The sequence below is a fragment of the Mycolicibacterium rhodesiae genome, from assembly GCF_002086695.1.
GTDB lineage: Bacteria > Actinomycetota > Actinomycetes > Mycobacteriales > Mycobacteriaceae > Mycobacterium > Mycobacterium rhodesiae.
In genome coordinates, this window is record NZ_MVIH01000008.1 from 32,579 (window position 1) to 54,518 (window position 21,940).

Genomic DNA, 21,940 nt, shown 5'->3' on the forward strand with positions numbered 1-21,940 from the left:
ACACCAAACGCCGCGTTATCCCTTGACGGAAAGGCGCAAACGGGTCAGTCTGTTCACCAGCATGTGTGCATGGGTAGCTAGATCGCCAGCCAGCGCCAGCCCGCCCGGCATGAGCTTGTTGAGGAATGCGCCGTCTTCCGCTATTGTTGGACGTTGCGCTGGCTGCCTCCTGCCCACCTCAACCTGCACCTGACACCACCGGTCCTCAAGTCTGAGTTACGACATTCCAGCTCGAGACCTGTTTGCATGTCGCGTGCGTCCGGTGAAAGGCCGGGCCTCGAGTAGGCCAGCCGAACCGACGCAGATATCGCGACCTCCCGGGTGACACCGGTCTGTCGCATTAGGTGCTGGAAGGATGCATCTTGGCAGTCTCTAGCCAGAGCAAAACGACTACTACTTCTAACTCCGTTCCCGGAGCACCAAAACGAATTTCCTTCGCGAAGCTGCGCGAGCCGCTAGAAGTACCCGGCCTGCTCGACGTCCAAACGGAGTCGTTCGAGTGGCTGATCGGCTCGCCGCGCTGGCGCGCGATCGCAGAAGCTCGCGGTGACGTCAACCCGGTGGGTGGCCTCGAAGAGGTGCTCACCGAGCTGTCGCCGATCGAGGACTTCTCCGGCTCGATGTCGCTGAGCTTCTCCGACCCGCGTTTCGACGAGGTCAAGGCTCCGGTCGACGAGTGCAAAGACAAGGACATGACGTACGCGGCCCCGCTGTTCGTCACGGCCGAGTTCATCAACAACAACACCGGCGAGATCAAGAGCCAGACGGTCTTCATGGGTGACTTCCCGATGATGACCGAGAAGGGCACCTTCATCATCAACGGCACCGAGCGTGTCGTGGTGAGCCAGCTGGTCCGGTCGCCGGGTGTGTACTTCGACGACACCATCGACAAGTCCACCGAGAAGACGCTGCACAGCGTCAAGGTGATCCCCGGTCGCGGTGCGTGGCTGGAGTTCGACGTCGACAAGCGCGACACCGTGGGTGTGCGTATCGACCGCAAGCGCCGTCAGCCGGTCACCGTGCTGCTCAAGGCGCTCGGTTGGACCAACGAGCAGATCCGGGAGCGCTTCGGCTTCTCCGAGATCATGATGTCGACGCTGGAGAAGGACAACACCGCAGGCACCGACGAGGCGCTGCTGGACATCTACCGGAAGCTGCGCCCGGGCGAGCCGCCGACCAAGGAGTCCGCGCAGACCCTGCTGGAGAACCTGTTCTTCAAGGACAAGCGCTACGACCTGGCCCGGGTGGGCCGCTACAAGGTCAACAAGAAGCTGGGCCTCAACGCCGGCCAGCCGATCACCAGTTCGACGCTGACCGAAGAGGACATCGTCGCGACCATCGAGTACCTGGTGCGTTTGCACGAGGGCCAGACGGTCATGACGGCGCCGGGCGGTGTTGAAGTACCGGTCGAAGTCGACGACATCGATCACTTCGGTAACCGTCGTCTGCGCACCGTCGGCGAGCTGATCCAGAACCAGATCCGGGTCGGCCTGTCCCGCATGGAGCGTGTCGTCCGCGAGCGGATGACCACGCAGGACGTCGAGGCGATCACGCCGCAGACCCTGATCAACATTCGTCCCGTCGTGGCGGCGATCAAGGAGTTCTTCGGCACCAGCCAGCTGTCGCAGTTCATGGACCAGAACAACCCGCTGTCGGGTCTGACCCACAAGCGCCGCCTGTCGGCGCTGGGCCCGGGTGGTCTGTCCCGTGAGCGCGCCGGCCTCGAGGTCCGCGACGTGCACTCCAGCCACTACGGCCGGATGTGCCCGATCGAGACCCCTGAGGGTCCGAACATCGGTCTGATCGGTTCGCTGTCGGTGTACGCACGGGTGAACCCGTTCGGCTTCATCGAGACGCCCTACCGCAAGGTCGAGGGCGGCAAGGTCACCGACGAGATCCATTACCTGACCGCGGACGAGGAGGACCGCCACGTCGTGGCGCAGGCCAACTCGCCGACCGCCGAAGACGGGCGCTTCAGCGAGCCCCGCGTGCTGGTTCGCCGTAAGGGCGGCGAGGTCGAGTACGTCGACGCCACCGAGGTCGACTTCATGGACGTCTCGCCGCGCCAGATGGTGTCGGTCGCGACGGCGATGATCCCGTTCCTTGAGCACGACGACGCCAACCGTGCCCTGATGGGTGCCAACATGCAGCGCCAGGCGGTTCCGCTGGTGCGCAGCGAGGCACCGCTGGTGGGCACCGGTATGGAGCTGCGTGCGGCCATCGACGCCGGCGATGTCATCGTCACCGAGAAGGCCGGTGTGGTCGAGGAAGTCTCCGCCGACTACATCACCGTGATGGCTGACGACGGCACGCGGCACACCTACCGGATGCGCAAGTTCGCCCGCTCCAACCACGGCACGTGCGCCAACCAGCGTCCGATCGTGGACGCCGGGCAGCGCGTCGAGTCGGGCCAGGTGCTCGCCGACGGTCCGTGCACCGAGAACGGTGAGATGGCGCTGGGCAAGAACCTGCTCGTCGCCGTCATGCCGTGGGAGGGTCACAACTACGAGGACGCGATCATCCTCTCCAACCGTCTGGTTGAGGAGGACGTGCTCACCTCGATTCACATCGAAGAGCACGAGATCGATGCCCGCGACACCAAGCTGGGCGCCGAGGAGATCACCCGGGATATCCCGAACGTCTCCGATGAGGTGCTGGCCGATCTCGACGAGCGCGGCATCATCCGCATCGGCGCCGAGGTCCGCGACGGCGACATCCTGGTCGGCAAGGTCACCCCGAAGGGTGAGACCGAGCTGACCCCGGAGGAGCGGCTGCTCCGCGCGATCTTCGGTGAGAAGGCGCGCGAGGTCCGCGACACGTCGCTGAAGGTGCCGCACGGTGAGTCCGGCAAGGTCATCGGCATCCGGGTGTTCTCCCGCGAGGACGACGACGAGCTGCCCGCAGGTGTCAACGAGCTGGTCCGCGTCTACGTGGCCCAGAAGCGCAAGATCTCCGACGGCGACAAGCTCGCCGGACGCCACGGCAACAAGGGCGTCATCGGCAAGATCCTGCCCGTCGAGGACATGCCGTTCCTTCCGGACGGCACCCCGGTGGACATCATCCTGAACACCCACGGTGTGCCGCGTCGTATGAACATCGGCCAGATCCTGGAAACCCACCTCGGGTGGGTGGCCAAGGCCGGCTGGAACATCGATGTGGTCGGCGGGACGCCCGAGTGGGCTGCCAACCTGCCGCAGGACATGCTCTCGTCGGAGCCGAACAGCATCGTCTCGACGCCGGTGTTCGACGGTGCTCGCGAAGAGGAGCTGCAGGGTCTGCTGAGCTCGACGCTGCCCAACCGTGACGGCGAGGTTCTCGTCAACGGTGACGGCAAGGCCGTGCTGTACGACGGCCGCAGCGGCGAACCGTTCCCGTACCCGGTGACGGTCGGCTACATGTACATCCTCAAGCTGCACCACCTGGTGGATGACAAGATCCACGCCCGCTCGACCGGTCCGTACTCGATGATCACCCAGCAGCCGCTCGGTGGTAAGGCGCAGTTCGGTGGTCAGCGGTTCGGCGAGATGGAGTGCTGGGCCATGCAGGCCTACGGCGCGGCGTACACGCTGCAGGAGCTCTTGACCATCAAGTCCGACGACACCGTCGGCCGCGTCAAGGTCTACGAGGCGATCGTCAAGGGCGAGAACATCCCCGAGCCGGGCATTCCGGAGTCGTTCAAGGTGCTGCTCAAGGAGCTGCAGTCGCTGTGCTTGAACGTTGAGGTGCTGTCTTCGGACGGCGCGGCAATCGAGATGCGTGACGGTGACGACGAGGACTTGGAGCGGGCTGCCGCGAACCTCGGAATCAACCTGTCCCGCAACGAATCTGCCTCTGTTGAAGACCTTGCGTAGATCGCTCCGCTTGAAATTTTCTAGTCCCGAAAGGGGAAAGGGAGTTACGTGCTAGACGTCAACTTCTTCGATGAACTCCGTATCGGTCTTGCGACCGCGGACGACATCCGCACCTGGTCCTTCGGTGAGGTCAAGAAGCCGGAGACCATCAACTACCGCACGCTCAAGCCAGAGAAGGACGGCCTGTTCTGCGAGAAGATCTTCGGACCGACTCGCGACTGGGAGTGCTACTGCGGCAAGTACAAGCGCGTCCGCTTCAAGGGCATCATCTGCGAGCGCTGCGGCGTCGAGGTCACTCGCGCCAAGGTGCGCCGCGAGCGGATGGGCCACATCGAGCTGGCCGCACCCGTCACGCACATCTGGTACTTCAAGGGCGTTCCGTCGCGCTTGGGTTATCTGCTGGATCTGGCGCCGAAGGATCTCGAGAAGATCATCTACTTCGCCGCCTACGTGATCACCGCGGTCGACGACGAGATGCGCCACAACGAGCTCTCCACTCTCGAAGCCGAGATGGAGGTCGAGAAGAAGGCTGTCGCCGATCAGCGTGACTCCGACCTGGAGGCCCGCGCCCAGAAGCTCGAGGCCGATCTGGCCGAGCTCGAGGCCGAGGGTGCCAAGTCCGACGTGCGCCGCAAGGTGCGCGACGGCGGCGAGCGTGAGATGCGTCAGCTGCGCGACCGGGCCCAGCGTGAGCTGGACCGGCTCGACGAGATCTGGACGACCTTCACCAAGCTGGCCGTCAAGCAGCTCATCGTCGACGAGAACCTGTACCGCGAGCTGGTCGACCGCTACGGCGAGTACTTCCAGGGCTCGATGGGTGCGGAGTCGATCCAGAAGCTCATCGAGACCTTCGACATCGACGCCGAGGCCGAGAGCCTGCGCGACACCATCCGTAACGGCAAGGGGCAGAAGAAGCTTCGCGCCCTCAAGCGCCTGAAGGTGGTTGCCGCGTTCCAGCAGTCGGGCAACTCGCCGATGGGCATGGTCCTCGACGCGGTGCCGGTGATCCCGCCGGAGCTGCGCCCGATGGTCCAGCTCGACGGTGGCCGCTTCGCGACCTCCGACCTCAACGACCTGTACCGCCGCGTGATCAACCGCAACAACCGGTTGAAGCGACTGATCGACCTCGGCGCGCCCGAGATCATCGTCAACAACGAGAAGCGGATGCTGCAGGAGTCGGTCGACGCGCTGTTCGACAACGGCCGTCGTGGCCGGCCCGTCACGGGACCCGGCAACCGTCCGCTCAAGTCGCTGTCCGATCTGCTCAAGGGCAAGCAGGGCCGTTTCCGTCAGAACCTGCTCGGTAAGCGCGTCGACTACTCGGGCCGTTCGGTCATCGTGGTCGGCCCGCAGCTCAAGCTGCACCAGTGTGGTCTGCCGAAGCTGATGGCCCTGGAGCTGTTCAAGCCGTTCGTGATGAAGCGTCTGGTCGATCTCAACCACGCGCAGAACATCAAGAGCGCCAAGCGGATGGTCGAGCGTCAGCGTCCCCAGGTGTGGGATGTCCTCGAAGAGGTCATCTCCGAGCACCCGGTGCTGCTGAACCGTGCACCCACACTGCACCGCCTCGGTATCCAGGCCTTCGAGCCGCAGCTGGTGGAAGGCAAGGCCATCCAGCTGCACCCGCTGGTCTGTGAGGCGTTCAACGCCGACTTCGACGGCGACCAGATGGCAGTTCACCTGCCGCTGAGCGCCGAGGCGCAGGCCGAGGCCCGCATCCTCATGCTGTCGAGCAACAACATCCTGTCGCCGGCATCCGGCAAGCCGCTGGCCATGCCGCGTCTGGACATGGTCACCGGTCTGTACTTCCTGACCACGCTGATCGCCGGCGAAAAGGGTGAGTACACGGCTGCCGCCAAGGATGCTCCGGAAACCGGTGTGTACAGCTCGCCGGCCGAGGCGATCATGGCGATGGACCGCGGTGCATTGAGCGTTCGCGCTCAGATCAAGGTGCGCCTGACGCAGCTGCGTCCGCCGCACGAGGTCGAGAACGAGCTGTTCGGTGAGAACGGCTGGCGCCCGGGCAATGCCTGGACCGCCGAGACCACGCTGGGCCGGGTGCTCTTCAATGAGCTTCTGCCGCAGGGGTATCCGTTCGTCAACGAGCAGATGCACAAGAAGGTCCAGGCCCGGATCATCAACGATCTGGCCGAGCGCTACCCGATGATCGTGGTCGCGCAGACCGTCGACAAGCTCAAGGATGCCGGTTTCCACTGGGCCACCCGTTCGGGTGTCACGGTGTCGATGGCGGACGTCATCGTGCCGCCGGAGAAGCAGGAGATCCTCGAGCGTTACGAGGCCGAAGCCGACGGGATCGAGAAGAAATACCAGCGCGGCGCGCTCAACAAGCAGGAGCGCAACGACGCGCTTGTCGAGCTGTGGAAGGAAGCCACCGAAGAGGTCGGTAACGCGTTGCGGGCGCACTACCCCAACGACAACCCGATCATCACGATCGTGGATTCCGGTGCGACGGGTAACTTCACCCAGACCCGGACGCTGGCCGGCATGAAGGGTCTGGTGACCAACCCGAAGGGTGAGTTCATCCCGCGGCCGATCAAGTCTTCGTTCCGCGAGGGCCTGACGGTGCTGGAGTACTTCATCAACACCCACGGCGCCCGAAAGGGTCTGGCGGACACCGCACTTCGTACCGCCGACTCGGGTTACCTGACCCGTCGTCTGGTGGACGTGTCCCAGGACGTGATCGTGCGTGAGCACGACTGCGGCACTGAGCGCGGCATCCTGGTCGACCTGGCCGAGCTCCAGGCCGACGGCAGCCTGATCCGGGATCCGCACGTCGAGACCTCGGCGTACGCCCGCACGCTGGCCGCAGACGCGGTCGACGCGGCCGGCAACGTCGTCGTCAACGCCGGACACGATCTCGGCGACCCGGCGATCGACGCACTGCTGGAGGCCGGCATCACCTCGGTCAAGGTCCGCTCGGTGCTCACCTGCACCAGCGCCTCGGGTGTGTGCGCGATGTGCTACGGCCGTTCGATGGCCACCGGCAAGCTGGTGGACATCGGCGAGGCCGTCGGCATCGTGGCCGCGCAGTCCATCGGTGAGCCCGGCACGCAGCTGACCATGCGCACCTTCCACCAGGGTGGTGTTACCGGTGGCGCCGACATCGTCGGTGGTCTGCCCCGCGTGCAGGAGCTGTTCGAGGCGCGTATTCCGCGGAACCGCGCACCGATCGCCGATGTGGCAGGGCGGGTCCAGCTGGAGGAGACCGACAAGTTCTACAAGATCACCATCGTTCCCGACGACGGGAGCGAGGAGGTCGTGTACGACAAGCTCTCCAAGCGTCAGCGGTTGAAGGTGTTCAAGCACGACGACGGTTCCGAGCGACTGCTGGTCAACGGTGACCACGTCGAGGTGGGCCAGCAGCTCCTCGAGGGCTCGGCCGACCCGCACGAGGTGCTGCGTATCGAGGGTCCGCGCAAGGTGCAGATCCACCTGGTCAAGGAAGTCCAGGAGGTCTACCGGGCGCAGGGTGTGTCGATCCACGACAAGCACATCGAGGTCATCGTCCGGCAGATGCTGCGGCGCGTCACGATCATCGATTCGGGCGCAACGGAGTTCCTGCCCGGCTCGCTGACCGAGCGCGGCGAGTTCGAGTCGGAGAACCGGCGGGTTGTTGCCGAGGGCGCCGAGCCCGCGGCCGGCCGTCCGGTGCTGATGGGTATCACCAAGGCGTCGCTGGCCACCGACTCGTGGCTGTCGGCGGCGTCGTTCCAGGAGACCACTCGCGTGCTGACCGATGCGGCGATCAACTGCCGCAGCGACAAGCTGCAGGGTCTGAAGGAGAACGTGATCATCGGCAAGCTGATCCCGGCCGGTACCGGTATCAACCGCTACCGCAACATCCAGGTGCAGCCGACCGAAGAAGCCCGCGCTGCGGCGTACACGATCCCGTCCTACGAGGATCAGTACTACAGCCCGGACTTCGGCCAGGCCACCGGTGCCGCGGTGCCGTTGGACGACTACGGCTACAGCGACTACCGCTAACCTCTCTGCGCGAGCAGACGCAAAGGCCCCCGCACGCACGGCGTGTCGGGGGCATTTGCGTCTGGTCGCGAGTTATCCCCAGCGGTGAATTGGCAACTCCCAGGCCACCTTGCAGCATCGCGGCGTGTTCATCAACGAGCTGTTCGCCGCCAACGGCGGGCTCGCGACGACAGGGCAGCTGCTCAGCGTGATGTCGCGCAAGTCGCTGGCCGCCCACATCAACGCGGGCGCACTCATCCGGGTTTGGCACGGCGTCTACGCCCTGTCGGAACCTGACACCATCACCAGGCTGGCGGGACTTGACCTCATGACTGGCAAGAAGATGGTCGCTTGCATGAGCACCGCAGCCGGTCTCTATGGCTTCGATACCGAAAAGGACAGGCGGATCCATGTGCTCGATCCGGGCGTTCGAGTGCGGCCGACGGCTGGTTTGGTGGTGCACCAGCGAATAGGCGCGCCATTACGGCGGATACATGGGCGGCTTGTCACCTCACCGGCCTGGACCGCCATCGAAACGGCGCGATCATTACGGCGGCCGCGAGCGCTCGCGGTTCTTGATGCGGCCGTACGAAGTACCGCCTGCACGCAGGCAGAATTGGCGGCTGCGGTGCGTGAGCAGGCGGGCCGTCGCGGGATCGTCAATGTCAGGGACTTGCTGCCGTATGTCGATGCCCGCTCCGAGTCGGCGATGGAAAGTGAAGCGCGACTGGTGTTCATCGACGGTGGCATTGGGCCATCGACACTCCAGTACGAGATCGTCGATCGCTGTGGTGACCTGTGGCGGGTCGACTTCGCCTGGCCCGAGGCGATGCTCGCTGCGGAGTACGACAGCATGGAATGGCATGCCAATCCGACAGCCTGGAAGCGCGACCGCATTAAGACGGCGAGATTGCAGGATATGGGTTGGACCCTGGTGCGCTTCGTCGTCGACGATGTACGGCGGTACCCCAGCGAGCTGGTCGGGCGGGTGGCCAGCTGCATCGACGCCGTTCGCATCGCGGGCTGAGCAGACACAAAGGGTTCCGCATGCGCGGCGTGTCGGGGACTTTTGTGTCTGCTCGCGCCGAAAAGCGCGATGAGTTCGGGCGGCCGCGGGAGTCCACACACATGTGACGCAACTACTCAGAGTCCACAACTTCATGCTGTCGCGCGACGGCTTCGGCGCGGGACTCAATCAATGCCTGCAGCGGCCGTTCGGCGACGCCGACCAACCCGCCCTTTTCGCCTGGGTGGGTGCGACGGCCAGTTGGGTGGGCCGGCGCGACCCGGGCGGTACCCGTGGCCTCGACGACTACTTCACCCGTGACTATTTCAACAACATCGGCGCGGAGATCATGGGCCGCAACAAGTTCAGTCCGTACCGCGGACCGTGGGAGGACCACCCGGAGTGGCAGGGCTGGTGGGGTGAGGAGCCACCGTTCCACACACCGGTGTTCGTCATGACCCACCACGAACGGCCGTCGCTGACGTTGGGGGAGACGACGTTTCACTTCACCTCCGGCAGCCCGGCGCGCGTTGCGGAGCAGGCGAAAGCGGCTGCCGGCGGCAAGGACGTCCGGCTCGGCGGGGGTGCGACGACGGTCCGGCAGTTCCTCGACGCCGGTCTGATCGACACGCTGCACGTCGCGGTCGCCGATGTGACGATCGGCGCCGGATCGCGGTTGTGGGAGTCGCCCGACGAGCTCGACGACAGGTTCCACCACGAGGTCGTGCCCAGCCCTAGTGGGGTCACCCATCACCTGTTCTGGCGGCGATGACGGTTGTGCGCGGCGTCGGTGCGCGCGCCTAGACTCGACCCGTGCTCATTGGTTCCCATGTCCACGGCGACGACCCGCTGGCGGCCGCGGCCGCCGACGGCGCCGAGGCGGTGCAGTTCTTTCTCGGCAACCCGCAGAGCTGGAAGAAGCCCAAGCCGCGCGACGACGCCGAGACGCTGAAGGTGTCGCCGGTCCCGCTCTACGTGCATGCGCCGTATCTGATCAACGTAGCGTCGGCCAACAACCGGGTGCGCATCCCGTCCCGCAAGATCCTGCAGGACACGTGCGACGCCGCCGCCGAGATCGACGCGACCGCGGTGATCGTGCACGGCGGTCACGCCGACGACAACGACATGGAGGCCGGCTTCGAACGCTGGGCCAAGGCCCTCGCGCAGCTGGAGACCAGTGTGCCGGTGTATCTGGAGAACACCGCAGGCGGTGATCATGCGATGGCCCGCCACTTCGACACCATCGCCCGGCTGTGGGAGCGCATCGCCGACACTGGTATCGGGTTCTGCCTCGACACCTGCCACGCCTGGGCGGCCGGCGAGGAGCTGATCGACGCCGTCGAGCGGATCAAAGCCATCACCGGCCGCATCGACCTGGTGCACTGCAACGATTCCCGCGATGCCAAGGGGTCCGGCGCTGACCGGCACGCCAATTTCGGTACCGGACAGATTGATCCGCAGCTTCTGGTCGCGGTCGTGCAGGCGGCCGACGCACCGGTGATCTGCGAGACGGCCGACGAAGGACGCAAGGACGACATCGCCTTTCTGCGGGAACACCTCAGCTAGCCGTGTGGGTCCGTGGAGTCGCGCTGCTGTTCGCGCTGTTCCTGGTAGCGGCCTGCGCACCCGCGACCGGGTTCGCGCCAGGTGTCAGTGCGTCAGTGCGCACACGATCCAGGTCGGCGGCGTCGACCGCGACTACCGGCTCTACGTTCCCGACGGTCTGCCGCAGTCGGCGCCGCTGGTCGTGATGCTGCACGGCTGGACCGGCAGCGCGAAACAGGCGCAGCGGCAGTACGGCTGGGATGGGCAGGCCGACTCCGCCAAGTTCGTGGTCGCCTATCCCGATGGGGTCGGCGGATCGTGGAACGCCGACGGGTGTTGTGGACAAGCGAGCAAGGACAACGTCGACGACGTCGGCTTCATCACCGCCGCTGTCCATGACATCTCCGCGAAGCTGGACATCGACCCAGCGCGCATCTATGCCGCCGGGATCAGCAACGGCGGCATCATGGCGTACAAATTGGCCTGCAACACCGACCTTTTCGCGGCTATCGGGCCGGACGCGGCCACTCAGCTCGCGGCGTGCCCGGCCCCGCGCCCGACGTCGGTGCTGCACATCCACGGCACCGCCGACCGATTGGTCCGGTATGACGGCCAACCCGGGACCGTCATGCCGATCGCGACGACGCCACCGCCAGAGGTCAGTGCGTTCTGGCGCAACGTCGATCATTGTGGTTCTCCGGCGACGACGGTCGACGGGGATCTGACGACATCGGTCGCCAGTTGTCCGAGCGGACGCAGCGTCGAGTTGATCACCGTGGCCGATGGCGGCCATGACTGGCCATCGTTCGCCACCGAGCGGATGTGGGCCTTCTTCGCCGCGCACCCGGGCCGGCGCGCGTAATTCCCCGGGTCGGCTCGCTCCTGCCCGCCGAACCTAGACCAGATACACCTTTCGCAGCGTCTCGGTCACCGTCCACACGGTCGGGGTGTCCTTGGCCAACCGCACCACGTCGCCGGCGCTCAGCGTGATCGTCGGGGTGCCGTCGTCGAACTCGACAGTGGCGGCGCCCGAGAGCACCACGAACAGTTCGTCGGCTTCGATATCGCGCATGACTCCGGGCGTCATCTCCCACACTCCGACCTCGAGGCCGCCGAACGCTCCGAGTTCGGCTGTCCCGGTGTGCGGCTCACCGCGCACCGATTGGTCGGCAGGCACCGGTTCGTGTTCGAGCCATTGGGTGGCGGCGTGGATGACGGAGTTCGGCTTCACGCCATCCAGCCTGCCATATTACGAATCTTGTGCGATTGTCGTAGAACTGTAATAGTGATGGCATGTCGGATACGCATGTCGTCATCAATCAGGTCCCGCCGCTGACGGACCACAACCCGGCCAGCTCGCCGGTCCTGATCGAGGCCCTCATTCGCGAGGGCGGCCAGTGGGGGTTGGACGAGGTCACCGAGCTCGGCGCGCTCGCGGGCAGTGCCCAGGCGCAACGCTGGGGAGAGCTGGCCGATCGGAACGTCCCGATCCTGCACACCCACGACCGCTACGGCTACCGCGTCGACGAGATCGAGTACGACCCCGCCTATCACGAGCTGATGCGCACCGCGATCGCCCACGGCGTGCACGCTGCGCCGTGGGCCGACGAGCGTCCCGGCGCCCATGTGGTCCGCGCGGCGAAGATGGGGGTGTGGACTCCCGAACCCGGGCACGTCTGCCCGATCTCGATGACGTACGCCGTTGTCCCCGCGCTGCGGCACAACCCCGAGCTCGCCGCGATCTACGAGCCGCTGCTGACCAGCCGGAGATACGACCCCGAGCTGAAAGTGCCTGCCACCAAAGTCGGTATCACCGCGGGAATGTCGATGACCGAGAAGCAGGGCGGCTCCGACGTCCGTGCCGGCACCACCCAGGCCGTCCCCAACGGGGACGGCAGTTACACCATCACCGGTCACAAGTGGTTCACCTCCGCGGCGATGAGCGACATCTTCCTGGTGCTGGCTCAGGCACCCGGCGGACTGAGCTGTTTCATGCTGCCGCGCGTACTTCCCGACGGCACCCGCAACCGAATGTTCCTGCAGCGCTTGAAGGACAAGCTCGGCAACCATGCCAACGCCTCCAGCGAGGTGGAGTACGACGGTGCCGTCGCCTGGCTGGTCGGCGAGGAAGGCCGCGGCGTGCCAACCATCATCGAGATGGTCAACCTCACCCGGCTGGACTGCACGCTGGGCAGTGCCACCAGCATGCGCAACGGTCTTACCCGCGCGGTGCACCACACTCAGCACCGCAAGGCGTTCGGCGCCTATCTGATCGATCAGCCGTTGATGCGCAACGTGATCGCCGACCTCGCCGTCGAGGCCGAGGCCGCCACCATCGTTGCGATGCGGATGGCCGGAGCCACCGATGCCGTCGTCCGCGGCGACGAACGCGAGACCTTGCTGCGCAGGATCGGCCTGGCTGCGGCCAAGTACTGGGTGTGCAAACGTGCCACCCCGCACGCCGCCGAGGCGATGGAATGCCTGGGCGGCAACGGCTATGCCGAGGAGTCCGGAATGCCGCGCCTCTACCGGGAGGCGCCGCTGATGGGCATCTGGGAAGGCTCCGGCAACGTCAGTGCACTGGATACGTTGCGCGCCATGGCAACCCGTCCCGAATGCGTCGGCGTCCTCTTCGACGAACTGGCGCTCACCGCAGGTGCGGACGCGCGGTTGGACACGCACGTGGCCGGCTTGCGTTCCGAGCTGGAGAACCTCGACGGCATCGAGTACCGCGCGCGCAGGATCGCCGAGGACATCACGGTGGCGCTGCAGGGTTCGCTGCTGGTCCGCCACGGTCATCCCGCGGTCGCTGAGGCGTTCCTGGCCTCCCGGGTCGGCGGCAACTGGGGCGGCGCGTTCGGGACGCTGCCGGCCGGGCTCGACCTGGCGCCGATCATCGAACGCTGCCTGGTGAAGGGATGACGGCCTCCCGCGAGCAGACACAAAAGTCTCCGACACGCCGCAATTTTGGCTACCTTTGCGTCTGCTCGCGAAGGGAATTGAAGTGACCGAACTAAAGACGATGACCTACGAGGTCACCGATCGGATTGCCCGCATCACCTTCAACCGCCCCGACAAGGGCAACGCGATCGTCGCCGAGACGCCGCTGGAGTTGGCCGCGCTGGTGGAACGCGCCGACCTCGATCCGAAGGTGCACGTGATCCTGGTGTCGGGCCGCGGCGAAGGGTTCTGCGCCGGTTTCGATCTCGGTGCCTACGCCGACGGCTCGTCGTCGGCAGGCGGCGGGGACCGGCAGGGCACCGTGCTCGACGGCAAGACGCAGGCGGTCAACCACAAGGCCGACCGTCCGTGGGACCCGATGATCGACTATCAGATGATGAGCCGCTTCGTGCGCGGCTTCTCCAGCCTGATGCACGCCGACAAGCCGACGGTGGTGAAGATTCACGGGTATTGCGTCGCGGGTGGCACCGATATCGCGCTGCACGCCGACCAGGTGATCGCCGCCTCCGACGCCAAGATCGGCTATCCGCCGACGCGGGTGTGGGGCGTTCCCGCGGCCGGCCTGTGGGCGCATCGGCTGGGTGATCAGCGGGCCAAACGCCTTCTGCTGACCGGGGATTGCATCACCGGAGCGCAGGCCGCCGAGTGGGGCCTGGCCATCGAGGCGCCGGATCCGGCCGACCTCGACGAGCGCACCGAACGGCTCGTCGAGCGCATCGCCGCGGTGCCGGTGAACCAGTTGATCATGGTCAAGCTGGCGATGAACACCGCGTTGTATCAGCAGGGTGTGGCGACCAGCCGGATGGTCAGCACAGTGTTCGACGGAATCGCCCGGCACACCCCGGAGGGGCACGCGTTCGTGGCGGACGCCCGCGAGCACGGCTTCCGCGAGGCGGTCCGCCACCGCGACGAACCGTTCGGTGACCACGGGCGCCGCGCGTCGGGGGTCTGACACCGTGCCGCAGTCGTTGGCGAAGATGACGGCTCGGTCGGTGGTGCTGAGCGTATTGCTCGGCGCACACCCCGCGTGGGCCACGTCGGCTGAATTGCTGCAACTGACATCGGATTTCGGTATCCGCGAGCAGACGCTGCGGGTGGCGCTGACGCGGATGGTGGCCGCCGGCGATCTGGTGCGTTCCGACGACGGGTATCGACTGTCCGACCGGTTGTTGACCCGCCAGCGCCGCCAGGACGATGCGCTCTACCCGCGCATGCGCGACTGGAACGGCGACTGGGTCACCTTGGTGATCACCGCGGTGGGTATGGATGCCCGTGCCCGCGCCGCGCTGCGAAACACTCTGCAGATCAAGCGGTTCGGTGAGATCCGGGAGGGCGTCTGGTTACGCCCGGACAACCTCGACGACGAGCTGCCAGCCGAGATCGCCGAACGAGTGCGGGTGCTGCGTTCACGCGATGACGATCCGGCCGAGCTGACCGGGCGGCTGTGGGATCTGCATGGCTGGGCGGTCACCGGACAGCGGCTTCTCGACGAGGTGACTGCGGCGCAGGACATTCCGGCGCGGTTTCGTGCCGCGGCCGCGATTGTGCGTCATCTGCTCACCGATCCGGTGCTGCCGGAAGAATTGTTGCCTGCGCGCTGGCCCGGTGCTGCGCTGCGGCGGGCCTATGCAGATTTCGCCGCCGAACTGGTCGCGCGGCGTGACGAGGGACAATTGGTGGAGGCGACATGACCGACGAACGGAATCCGGTGAGAGTCGAACGCAACGGAGAAGTCACAACGGTGATCCTCGACCGTCCACAGGCCCGCAACGCCGTCAACGGTCCTACGGCGATGGCTCTGTTCAACGCGTTCGACGAGTTCGACAACGACGAGTCGGCGTCGGTGGCCGTGCTCTGGGGCGACAACGGAACCTTCTGTGCCGGAGCCGATCTCAAGGCCATCGGCACGCCGGACACCAACCCCACCCACCGCGACGGCCCCGGGCCAATGGGCCCCAGCCGCATGCAACTGTCCAAACCCGTGATCGCCGCGGTCAGCGGCTACGCGGTGGCCGGTGGCCTGGAACTGGCGCTGTGGTGTGACCTGCGGGTGGCGGAAGAAGACGCCGTGTTCGGGGTGTTCTGCCGCCGGTGGGGGGTACCGCTGATCGACGGCGGCACCGTGCGCCTGCCTCGGCTCATCGGTCACAGCCGGGCGATGGACTTGATCCTGACCGGCCGGGCCGTCGGCGCCGAGGAAGCGCTGGCCATCGGCCTGGCGAATCGCGTGGTGCCGCCAGGGCAGAGCCGCCAGGCCGCCGAGGAACTGGCCGCCGAACTGGCTCAGCTTCCGCAGCTGTGCCTGCGTTCGGACCGGACGTCGGCGCTCAACCAGTGGGGCCAGTCCGAAGCCGATGCCATGGATTTCGAGTTCGGCAGCCTGTCGCGGGTAGCCGCCGAGTCCCTTGCCGGTGCGCAGCGGTTCGCCAAGGGCGCCGGCAGGCACGGGGAGAAGGCCTAAGACTTGTTGAGCGTGTTCCCCGAGCCCAGATTGTTCACCTTCGGGTCGCCCTTGTAAGTGATCGTGTTGTTGAGCCCGACGACGGAGAGCTCTTTGTCGATCGTGCCGAAGGTGATCTTGTTGTCCGCGCCGCCGATGTTGACCGACGCGCACGTCCCCTTGACCGTCAGAGTGTTGTTGGAACCGCCGACGTTCAGCGACTTGCCGTCGGCGCAGTCGATCTCCGCGGTCGTGCCGAACGAGCCGTAGTTGATGGTGTTGCCCACCTCTACCTGTGCTCCGGATTCTCCGGCGGTTGCCGTCGGCGAGGGCGATTCCTTGCTGGTGGATCCGCAGCCCGCCAGGGCGATGGCGGCGAGAACGCTGATCCCAGCGATGAGTGTGGGGGAGTGCATCGGCATTCGTCCGTCCTTCGCGATTACGCCGGAACGCTGTCGATCCGGTTCGTCATTGTCAACCCGCGGCCGTGGTCGAGGCCGTGATGTCGTAGACGACGTTATCGGCCAGCACGGTGTTCGACGAGCCCTGCGTGATGACGGCCCAGCACGATCCCGTGGCGGCGATATGGTTCTACACCGGGTATGTGACCGTTGTGGTGATACCCCTCGCCGGGGCGGCAACGCAGGTCATGATGAACGCGTCACCGCGGTGTCCCCAGCTCACCGACATGTCTTACTTTCACCGAACCCGAGTTGGAGCCCACGGGGCAGCCGGTCGTTCAACTAGAGTTCTCCGTCGATCCACCAGTGAAGGGCTTGCGATGACAACTCGGCCGGAACCGGAGTCGGCGGCTGCCCGCCCGCGCCCCGGAACCCGGTCGTCGGCGAGGTCGAACAAGCTCAGCCGCGACGTCATCGTCAACGCGGCCCTGACCTTCCTCGATCGGGAGGGCTGGGACGGACTGACCATCAACGCCCTGGCCACCCAGTTGGGGACGAAGGGCCCGTCGCTCTACAACCACGTCCACAGCCTGGATGATCTGCGTCGCACCGTCCGCATGCATGTCGTCGACGACATCCTGCGGATGCTGTCGGCCGCCGGGCAGGGCCGCACCCGCGACGATGCCGTGACCGCGATGGCCAGCGCCTACCGCAGTTACGCCCACCATCACCCGGGCCGATACTCGGCTTTCACCCGCATGCCGCTGGGGGGTGACGACCCCGAGTTCACGGCCGCGTCGCATGCCGCCGCGGCCCCGGTCATCGAGGTGCTGGCGTCGTACGGCCTGGACGGCGACGGCGCGTTCTATGCCTCGCTGGAGTTCTGGGCGGCGATCCACGGGTTCGTCCTGCTGGAGATGACGGGCGTGATGGACATGGTCGACGCTGACGTCGTGTTCTCCGACATGGTCCTGCGGCTGGCCGCCGGGATGGCACGCCGGAACGAAGCGGACGGCTGAGCCCACATCGGGCACCCGAATATCGGTGCTGTCGGGAACCGGCGCCAACATTCACGCGTTGACCTGCAGTAAGGCGGCGCGCACCGAGTTTGGAGGGGCGTGCCGCGCCTGGTATCGTGGAAGCTCGTGCCTGGCCGTTAGGGGCGCTTGCGGGGACGCATGCGCGCACGCCGGGCCAATTCGCATGTCCAGTATGCATCGGATTCGACCGGTGCACGGTGTGTGCGACACGCCCGGCAGCGGGGTACGCCGCGGGGTGAAAACAGCAGTACAGAGACTTGAGAAGCGCCGAAAGACGTACGAGAGAAGAAAGCCGGTAGATGCCAACCATTCAGCAGCTGGTCCGCAAGGGTCGCACCGACAAGGTCGCGAAGGTGAAGACCGCGGCCCTCAAGGGCAGCCCGCAGCGCCGCGGCGTGTGCACTCGCGTGTACACGACCACCCCGAAGAAGCCGAACTCGGCACTTCGCAAGGTCGCGCGCGTGAAGCTGACGACCGGCGTCGAGGTGACCGCTTACATCCCCGGTGAGGGCCACAACCTCCAGGAGCACTCGATGGTGCTGGTCCGCGGCGGTCGTGTGAAGGACCTCCCCGGCGTGCGCTACAAGATCATCCGCGGCTCGCTTGACACCCAGGGTGTCAAGAACCGCAAGCAGGCCCGTAGCCGTTACGGCGCGAAGAAGGAGAAGAGCTAATGCCGCGCAAGGGTCCCGCGCCGAAGCGCCCGTTGGTCAATGACCCGGTCTACGGCTCGCAGCTGGTCACCCAGCTGGTCAACAAAGTTCTGCTGGACGGGAAGAAATCGCTGGCAGAACGCATTGTTTATGGTGCGCTCGAGCAGGCTCGTGACAAGACCGGCACCGATCCGGTCATCACCCTGAAGCGCGCTCTCGACAACGTCAAGCCCGCCCTCGAGGTGCGCAGCCGTCGTGTCGGTGGCGCGACCTACCAGGTGCCCGTCGAGGTCCGCCCGGAACGCTCCACCACGCTGGCCCTGCGCTGGTTGGTGAGCTTCTCCAAGGCGCGCCGCGAGAAGACCATGATCGAGCGGCTGGCGAACGAGATCCTCGACGCCAGCAATGGCCTGGGTGCAGCCGTGAAGCGGCGTGAAGACACCCACAAGATGGCCGAGGCGAACCGGGCCTTCGCGCACTACCGCTGGTGATTGCACTGCCGGCGGTCACCGCGTGGCGGCTCCCGGCGCATGACCACACCAAATTGAGAAGCGAAAGAGTGGGAATTTAGCCGTGGCACAGGACGTGCTCACCGACCTGAACAAGGTCCGCAACATCGGCATCATGGCGCACATCGATGCCGGCAAGACGACAACGACCGAGCGCATCCTCTTCTACACCGGTATCTCGTACAAGATCGGTGAGGTGCACGACGGTGCCGCCACGATGGACTGGATGGAGCAGGAGCAGGAGCGGGGTATCACCATCACCTCGGCCGCTACCACCTGTTTCTGGAACGACAACCAGATCAACATCATCGACACCCCGGGCCACGTCGACTTCACCGTCGAGGTGGAGCGTTCGCTGCGCGTGCTCGACGGTGCCGTCGCCGTCTTCGACGGCAAGGAAGGTGTCGAGCCGCAGTCCGAGCAGGTCTGGCGTCAGGCCGACAAGTACGACGTCCCGCGCATCTGCTTCGTCAACAAGATGGACAAGCTGGGCGCCGACTTCTACTTCTCGGTGCAGACCATGAAGGACCGCCTCGGCGCGAACGTCGTTCCGATCCAGCTGCCGATCGGCTCCGAAGGTGACTTCGAGGGTGTCGTCGACCTGGTCGAGATGAAGGCCAAGGTCTGGCGCGGCGAGACGAAGCTCGGCGAGAAGTACGACGTCGTCGATATCCCGGCCGATCTGCAGGAAAAGGCCGAGGAATACCGCACCGCGATGATCGAGGCCATCGCCGAGACCGATGACGACCTCATGGAGAAGTACCTGGGCGGCGAAGAGCTCACCATCGAGGAGATCAAGGGCGGTCTGCGCAAGCTGACCGTCACCAGCGCCGGCTACCCGGTGTTGTGCGGGTCCGCGTTCAAGAACAAGGGCGTGCAGCCCATGCTCGACGCGGTCATCGACTACCTTCCGACCCCGCTGGACGTTCCGGCCGCCGAAGGCCACGTCCCGGGCAAGGAAGACGAGATCATCTCGCGCAAGCCGTCGGCCGACGAGCCGTTCGCCGGGCTGGCGTTCAAGGTCGCCACGCACCCGTTCTTCGGCAAGCTGACCTACGTCCGGGTGTACTCGGGCAAGGTCGACTCCGGCGCCCAGGTCATCAACTCGACCAAGGGCAAGAAGGAGCGGCTGGGCAAGCTGTTCCAGATGCACTCCAACAAGGAGAACCCGGTCGAGTCGGCGTCCGCCGGTCACATCTACGCGGTGATCGGCCTCAAGGACACCACCACCGGTGACACCCTGAGCGATCCGAACAACCAGATCGTGCTGGAGTCGATGACGTTCCCCGATCCCGTGATCGAGGTCGCCATCGAGCCGAAGACCAAGAGCGACCAGGAGAAGCTGAGCCTCTCCATCCAGAAGCTCGCCGAAGAGGATCCGACCTTCAAGGTGCACCTGGATCAGGAGACCGGCCAGACCGTCATCGGCGGGATGGGCGAGCTTCACCTGGACATCCTGGTGGACCGCATGCGCCGCGAATTCAAGGTCGAGGCCAACGTCGGCAAGCCGCAGGTGGCCTACAAGGAAACCATCAAGCGCGCCGCCACCAACGTCGAGTTCACGCACAAGAAGCAGACCGGTGGTTCCGGCCAGTTCGCGAAGGTCCTCATCAACCTCGAGCCGTTCACCGGCGAGGATGGTGCGACCTACGAGTTCGAGAACAAGGTCACCGGTGGCCGCATCCCGCGTGAGTACATCCCCTCGGTGGATGCCGGTGCGCAGGATGCCATGCAGTACGGCGTGTTGGCCGGCTATCCGCTGGTCAACGTGAAGGTCGTGCTGCTCGACGGTGCGTACCACGACGTCGACTCGTCGGAAATGGCCTTCAAGATCGCCGGCTCCCAGGTCCTGAAGAAGGCTGCCGCCATGGCGCAGCCGGTCATCCTGGAACCGATCATGGCCGTCGAGGTCACCACCCCCGAGGACTACATGGGTGACGTGATCGGCGACCTGAACTCCCGCCGTGGTCAGATCCAGGCCATGGAAGAGCGCAGCGGTGCGCGCGTCGTCAAGGCGCAGGTTCCGCTGTCGGAGATGTTCGGCTACGTCGGCGACCTTCGGTCGAAGACCCAGGGCCGGGCCAACTACTCCATGGTGTTCGACTCGTACGCCGAAGTTCCGGCGAACGTGTCGAAGGAGATCATCGCGAAGGCGACGGGTCAGTGAACGAAGTGAACGGCCCCATCGGTACCGTTCAGTAATCTGACCTGCCGCCGTTGCGGAGAACCACAACTGCAAAGATCAACCCTGCTTAAGTAAGAGCACCAACAAGTCCAGGAGGACACAGAAGTGGCGAAGGCGAAGTTCGAGCGGACGAAGCCGCACGTCAACATCGGGACCATCGGTCACGTTGACCACGGCAAGACCACGCTGACTGCAGCAATCACCAAGGTTCTGCACGACAAGTACCCCGAGTTGAACGAATCGCGCGCATTCGACCAGATCGACAATGCGCCCGAGGAGCGTCAGCGCGGTATCACCATCAACATCTCCCACGTGGAGTACCAGACCGAGAAGCGTCACTACGCGCACGTTGACGCCCCCGGTCACGCTGACTACATCAAGAACATGATCACCGGTGCCGCCCAGATGGACGGCGCGATTCTGGTGGTCGCCGCCACCGACGGTCCCATGCCGCAGACCCGCGAGCACGTGCTGCTCGCCCGCCAGGTCGGCGTCCCCTACATCCTGGTGGCGCTGAACAAGGCTGACATGGTCGACGACGAGGAGCTCCTGGAGCTCGTCGAGCTGGAGGTCCGCGAACTGCTGGCCGCCCAGGAATTCGACGAGGAAGCCCCGGTCATCAAGGTGTCCGCACTCAAGGCCCTCGAGGGTGACCCGCAGTGGGTCAAGAGCGTCGAGGATCTGATGGACGCCGTCGACGAGTCGATCCCGGACCCGGTCCGCGACACCGACAAGCCGTTCCTGATGCCCGTCGAGGACGTCTTCACGATCACCGGCCGCGGCACCGTGGTCACCGGTCGTGTCGAGCGTGGCGTGATCAACGTGAACGAGGAAGTCGAGATCGTCGGCATCAAGCCGACCGTCACCAAGACCACGGTCACCGGTGTGGAAATGTTCCGCAAGCTGCTCGACCAGGGCCAGGCCGGCGACAACGTCGGTCTGCTGGTTCGTGGCGTCAAGCGCGAAGACGTCGAGCGCGGCCAGGTCGTCGTGAAGCCCGGCACCACCACCCCGCACACCGAGTTCGAGGGCAGCGTCTACATCCTGTCCAAGGACGAGGGCGGCCGGCACACGCCGTTCTTCAACAACTACCGCCCGCAGTTCTACTTCCGTACCACGGACGTGACCGGCGTGGTGACCCTCCCCGAGGGCACCGAGATGGTGATGCCCGGTGACAACACCGACATCTCCGTCAAGCTGATCCAGCCCGTGGCCATGGACGAGGGCCTGCGGTTCGCGATCCGTGAAGGTGGCCGCACCGTCGGCGCCGGCCGGGTCACCAAGATCATCAAGTGATCTAGGTACTAGTCGCACGAAGCGGCGCTCACCTTCGGGTGGGCGCCGCTTTCGTTTGTGGTGAACCAC

17 protein-coding genes and 1 pseudogene are annotated in these 21,940 nt (G+C 65.5%); 15 read left to right on the forward strand and 3 right to left on the reverse strand.

Annotation, left to right across the window (positions count from 1 at the left end; translation table 11 throughout):
- Positions 1-344 precede the first annotated feature (344 nt).
- The 6 genes and pseudogenes from rpoB (at position 345) to BST42_RS17320 (ending at position 11,248) form a co-directional block, all read left to right on the forward strand.
- Positions 345-3,851 (forward strand): DNA-directed RNA polymerase subunit beta, encoded by a 3,507-nt coding sequence (gene rpoB / locus BST42_RS17295; protein WP_110918653.1) that lies wholly within the window; start codon positions 345-347, stop codon positions 3,849-3,851.
- A 48-nt stretch (positions 3,852-3,899) separates the two neighbouring features.
- Complete coding sequence (locus BST42_RS17300) at positions 3,900-7,856, forward strand: DNA-directed RNA polymerase subunit beta' (protein WP_083120559.1); 3,957 nt, start codon at positions 3,900-3,902, stop codon at positions 7,854-7,856.
- A 190-nt stretch (positions 7,857-8,046) separates the two neighbouring features.
- The gene (locus BST42_RS17305) at positions 8,047-8,862 is read left to right on the forward strand and encodes a type IV toxin-antitoxin system AbiEi family antitoxin (RefSeq protein WP_237159492.1); all 816 of its coding nucleotides are present in this window, start codon (positions 8,047-8,049) and stop codon (positions 8,860-8,862) included.
- A gap of 103 nt (positions 8,863-8,965) precedes the next feature.
- A complete protein-coding gene (locus BST42_RS17310) occupies positions 8,966-9,613 on the forward strand; it encodes a dihydrofolate reductase family protein (protein WP_083120561.1) in 648 nt (215 codons plus the stop codon).
- A 41-nt stretch (positions 9,614-9,654) separates the two neighbouring features.
- On the forward strand, positions 9,655-10,407 hold the full coding sequence (locus BST42_RS17315) for a deoxyribonuclease IV (RefSeq protein WP_083120562.1): 753 nt from the start codon (positions 9,655-9,657) through the stop codon (positions 10,405-10,407).
- Positions 10,408-10,409: 2 nt separating this feature from the next.
- A pseudogene (locus tag BST42_RS17320) lies at positions 10,410-11,248 on the forward strand (extracellular catalytic domain type 1 short-chain-length polyhydroxyalkanoate depolymerase).
- 33 nt (positions 11,249-11,281) lie between these two features.
- On the opposite strand, the gene BST42_RS17325 reads toward BST42_RS17320, so the two are convergent.
- Positions 11,282-11,617: a cupin domain-containing protein gene (locus BST42_RS17325; RefSeq protein ID WP_083120563.1), complete on the reverse strand. Its 336-nt coding sequence runs from the start codon at positions 11,615-11,617 to the stop codon at positions 11,282-11,284.
- Positions 11,618-11,679: 62 nt separating this feature from the next.
- On the opposite strand from BST42_RS17325, the gene BST42_RS17330 reads away from it, so the two are divergent.
- The 4 genes from BST42_RS17330 (at position 11,680) to BST42_RS17345 (ending at position 15,808) form a co-directional block, all read left to right on the forward strand.
- Positions 11,680-13,308 (forward strand): acyl-CoA dehydrogenase family protein, encoded by a 1,629-nt coding sequence (locus BST42_RS17330; RefSeq protein WP_083120564.1) that lies wholly within the window; start codon positions 11,680-11,682, stop codon positions 13,306-13,308.
- 100 nt (positions 13,309-13,408) lie between these two features.
- Entirely contained in the window at positions 13,409-14,299 is an 891-nt protein-coding gene (locus BST42_RS17335; protein WP_237159493.1) for a crotonase/enoyl-CoA hydratase family protein, read from the forward strand.
- A gap of 25 nt (positions 14,300-14,324) precedes the next feature.
- Positions 14,325-15,038 (forward strand): PaaX family transcriptional regulator C-terminal domain-containing protein, encoded by a 714-nt coding sequence (locus BST42_RS17340; RefSeq protein ID WP_083120743.1) that lies wholly within the window; start codon positions 14,325-14,327, stop codon positions 15,036-15,038.
- Entirely contained in the window at positions 15,035-15,808 is a 774-nt protein-coding gene (locus BST42_RS17345; RefSeq protein ID WP_083120566.1) for a crotonase/enoyl-CoA hydratase family protein, read from the forward strand. The genes BST42_RS17340 and BST42_RS17345 overlap by 4 nt, the downstream gene beginning before the upstream one ends.
- Here BST42_RS17345 and BST42_RS17350 read toward each other — a convergent pair.
- Together BST42_RS17350 and BST42_RS17355 are read right to left on the reverse strand one after the other, a co-directional pair.
- The gene (locus tag BST42_RS17350; RefSeq protein ID WP_083120744.1) at positions 15,805-16,203 is read right to left on the reverse strand and encodes a DUF3060 domain-containing protein; all 399 of its coding nucleotides are present in this window, start codon (positions 16,201-16,203) and stop codon (positions 15,805-15,807) included. The two genes, BST42_RS17345 and BST42_RS17350, sit on opposite strands and share 4 nt — an antisense overlap.
- A gap of 58 nt (positions 16,204-16,261) precedes the next feature.
- Positions 16,262-16,372: a DUF3060 domain-containing protein gene (locus BST42_RS17355; protein WP_165760873.1), complete on the reverse strand. Its 111-nt coding sequence runs from the start codon at positions 16,370-16,372 to the stop codon at positions 16,262-16,264.
- Between the two features lie 196 nt (positions 16,373-16,568).
- Between BST42_RS17355 and BST42_RS17360 the strand changes: the two genes are divergently transcribed.
- The 5 genes from BST42_RS17360 to tuf all read left to right on the forward strand — a co-directional run bounded on the left by BST42_RS17360 (position 16,569) and on the right by tuf (position 21,871).
- Positions 16,569-17,207, forward strand: coding sequence for a TetR/AcrR family transcriptional regulator (locus tag BST42_RS17360; RefSeq protein WP_083120567.1), 639 nt, complete (start codon positions 16,569-16,571; stop codon positions 17,205-17,207).
- A 320-nt stretch (positions 17,208-17,527) separates the two neighbouring features.
- Complete coding sequence (gene rpsL, locus BST42_RS17365; RefSeq protein WP_036343468.1) at positions 17,528-17,902, forward strand: 30S ribosomal protein S12; 375 nt, start codon at positions 17,528-17,530, stop codon at positions 17,900-17,902.
- Positions 17,902-18,372, forward strand: coding sequence for a 30S ribosomal protein S7 (gene rpsG / locus BST42_RS17370; RefSeq protein WP_036343469.1), 471 nt, complete (start codon positions 17,902-17,904; stop codon positions 18,370-18,372). The genes rpsL and rpsG overlap by 1 nt, the downstream gene beginning before the upstream one ends.
- 82 nt (positions 18,373-18,454) lie before the next feature.
- A complete protein-coding gene (fusA, locus tag BST42_RS17375; RefSeq protein WP_083120568.1) occupies positions 18,455-20,557 on the forward strand; it encodes an elongation factor G in 2,103 nt (700 codons plus the stop codon).
- A 123-nt stretch (positions 20,558-20,680) separates the two neighbouring features.
- A complete protein-coding gene (gene tuf, locus BST42_RS17380) occupies positions 20,681-21,871 on the forward strand; it encodes an elongation factor Tu (RefSeq protein ID WP_036343471.1) in 1,191 nt (396 codons plus the stop codon).
- Positions 21,872-21,940 lie beyond the last annotated feature (69 nt).

Bases quoted from the DNA above. Each gene is read 5' to 3' on its own strand.
- BST42_RS17345 (WP_083120566.1), top strand. From the start codon at position 15,035: ATGACCGACGAACGGAATCCGGTGAGAGTCGAACGCAACGGAGAAGTC.
- rpsL (WP_036343468.1), top strand. From the start codon at position 17,528: ATGCCAACCATTCAGCAGCTGGTCCGCAAGGGTCGCACCGACAAGGTC.
- BST42_RS17340 (WP_083120743.1), top strand. From the start codon at position 14,325: ATGACGGCTCGGTCGGTGGTGCTGAGCGTATTGCTCGGCGCACACCCC.
- rpsG (WP_036343469.1), top strand. From the start codon at position 17,902: ATGCCGCGCAAGGGTCCCGCGCCGAAGCGCCCGTTGGTCAATGACCCG.
- BST42_RS17350 (WP_083120744.1), bottom strand. From the start codon at position 16,203: ATGCACTCCCCCACACTCATCGCTGGGATCAGCGTTCTCGCCGCCATC.
- BST42_RS17360 (WP_083120567.1), top strand. From the start codon at position 16,569: ATGACAACTCGGCCGGAACCGGAGTCGGCGGCTGCCCGCCCGCGCCCC.
- BST42_RS17335 (WP_237159493.1), top strand. From the start codon at position 13,409: ATGACCTACGAGGTCACCGATCGGATTGCCCGCATCACCTTCAACCGC.
- BST42_RS17305 (WP_237159492.1), top strand. From the start codon at position 8,047: ATGTCGCGCAAGTCGCTGGCCGCCCACATCAACGCGGGCGCACTCATC.
- BST42_RS17330 (WP_083120564.1), top strand. From the start codon at position 11,680: ATGTCGGATACGCATGTCGTCATCAATCAGGTCCCGCCGCTGACGGAC.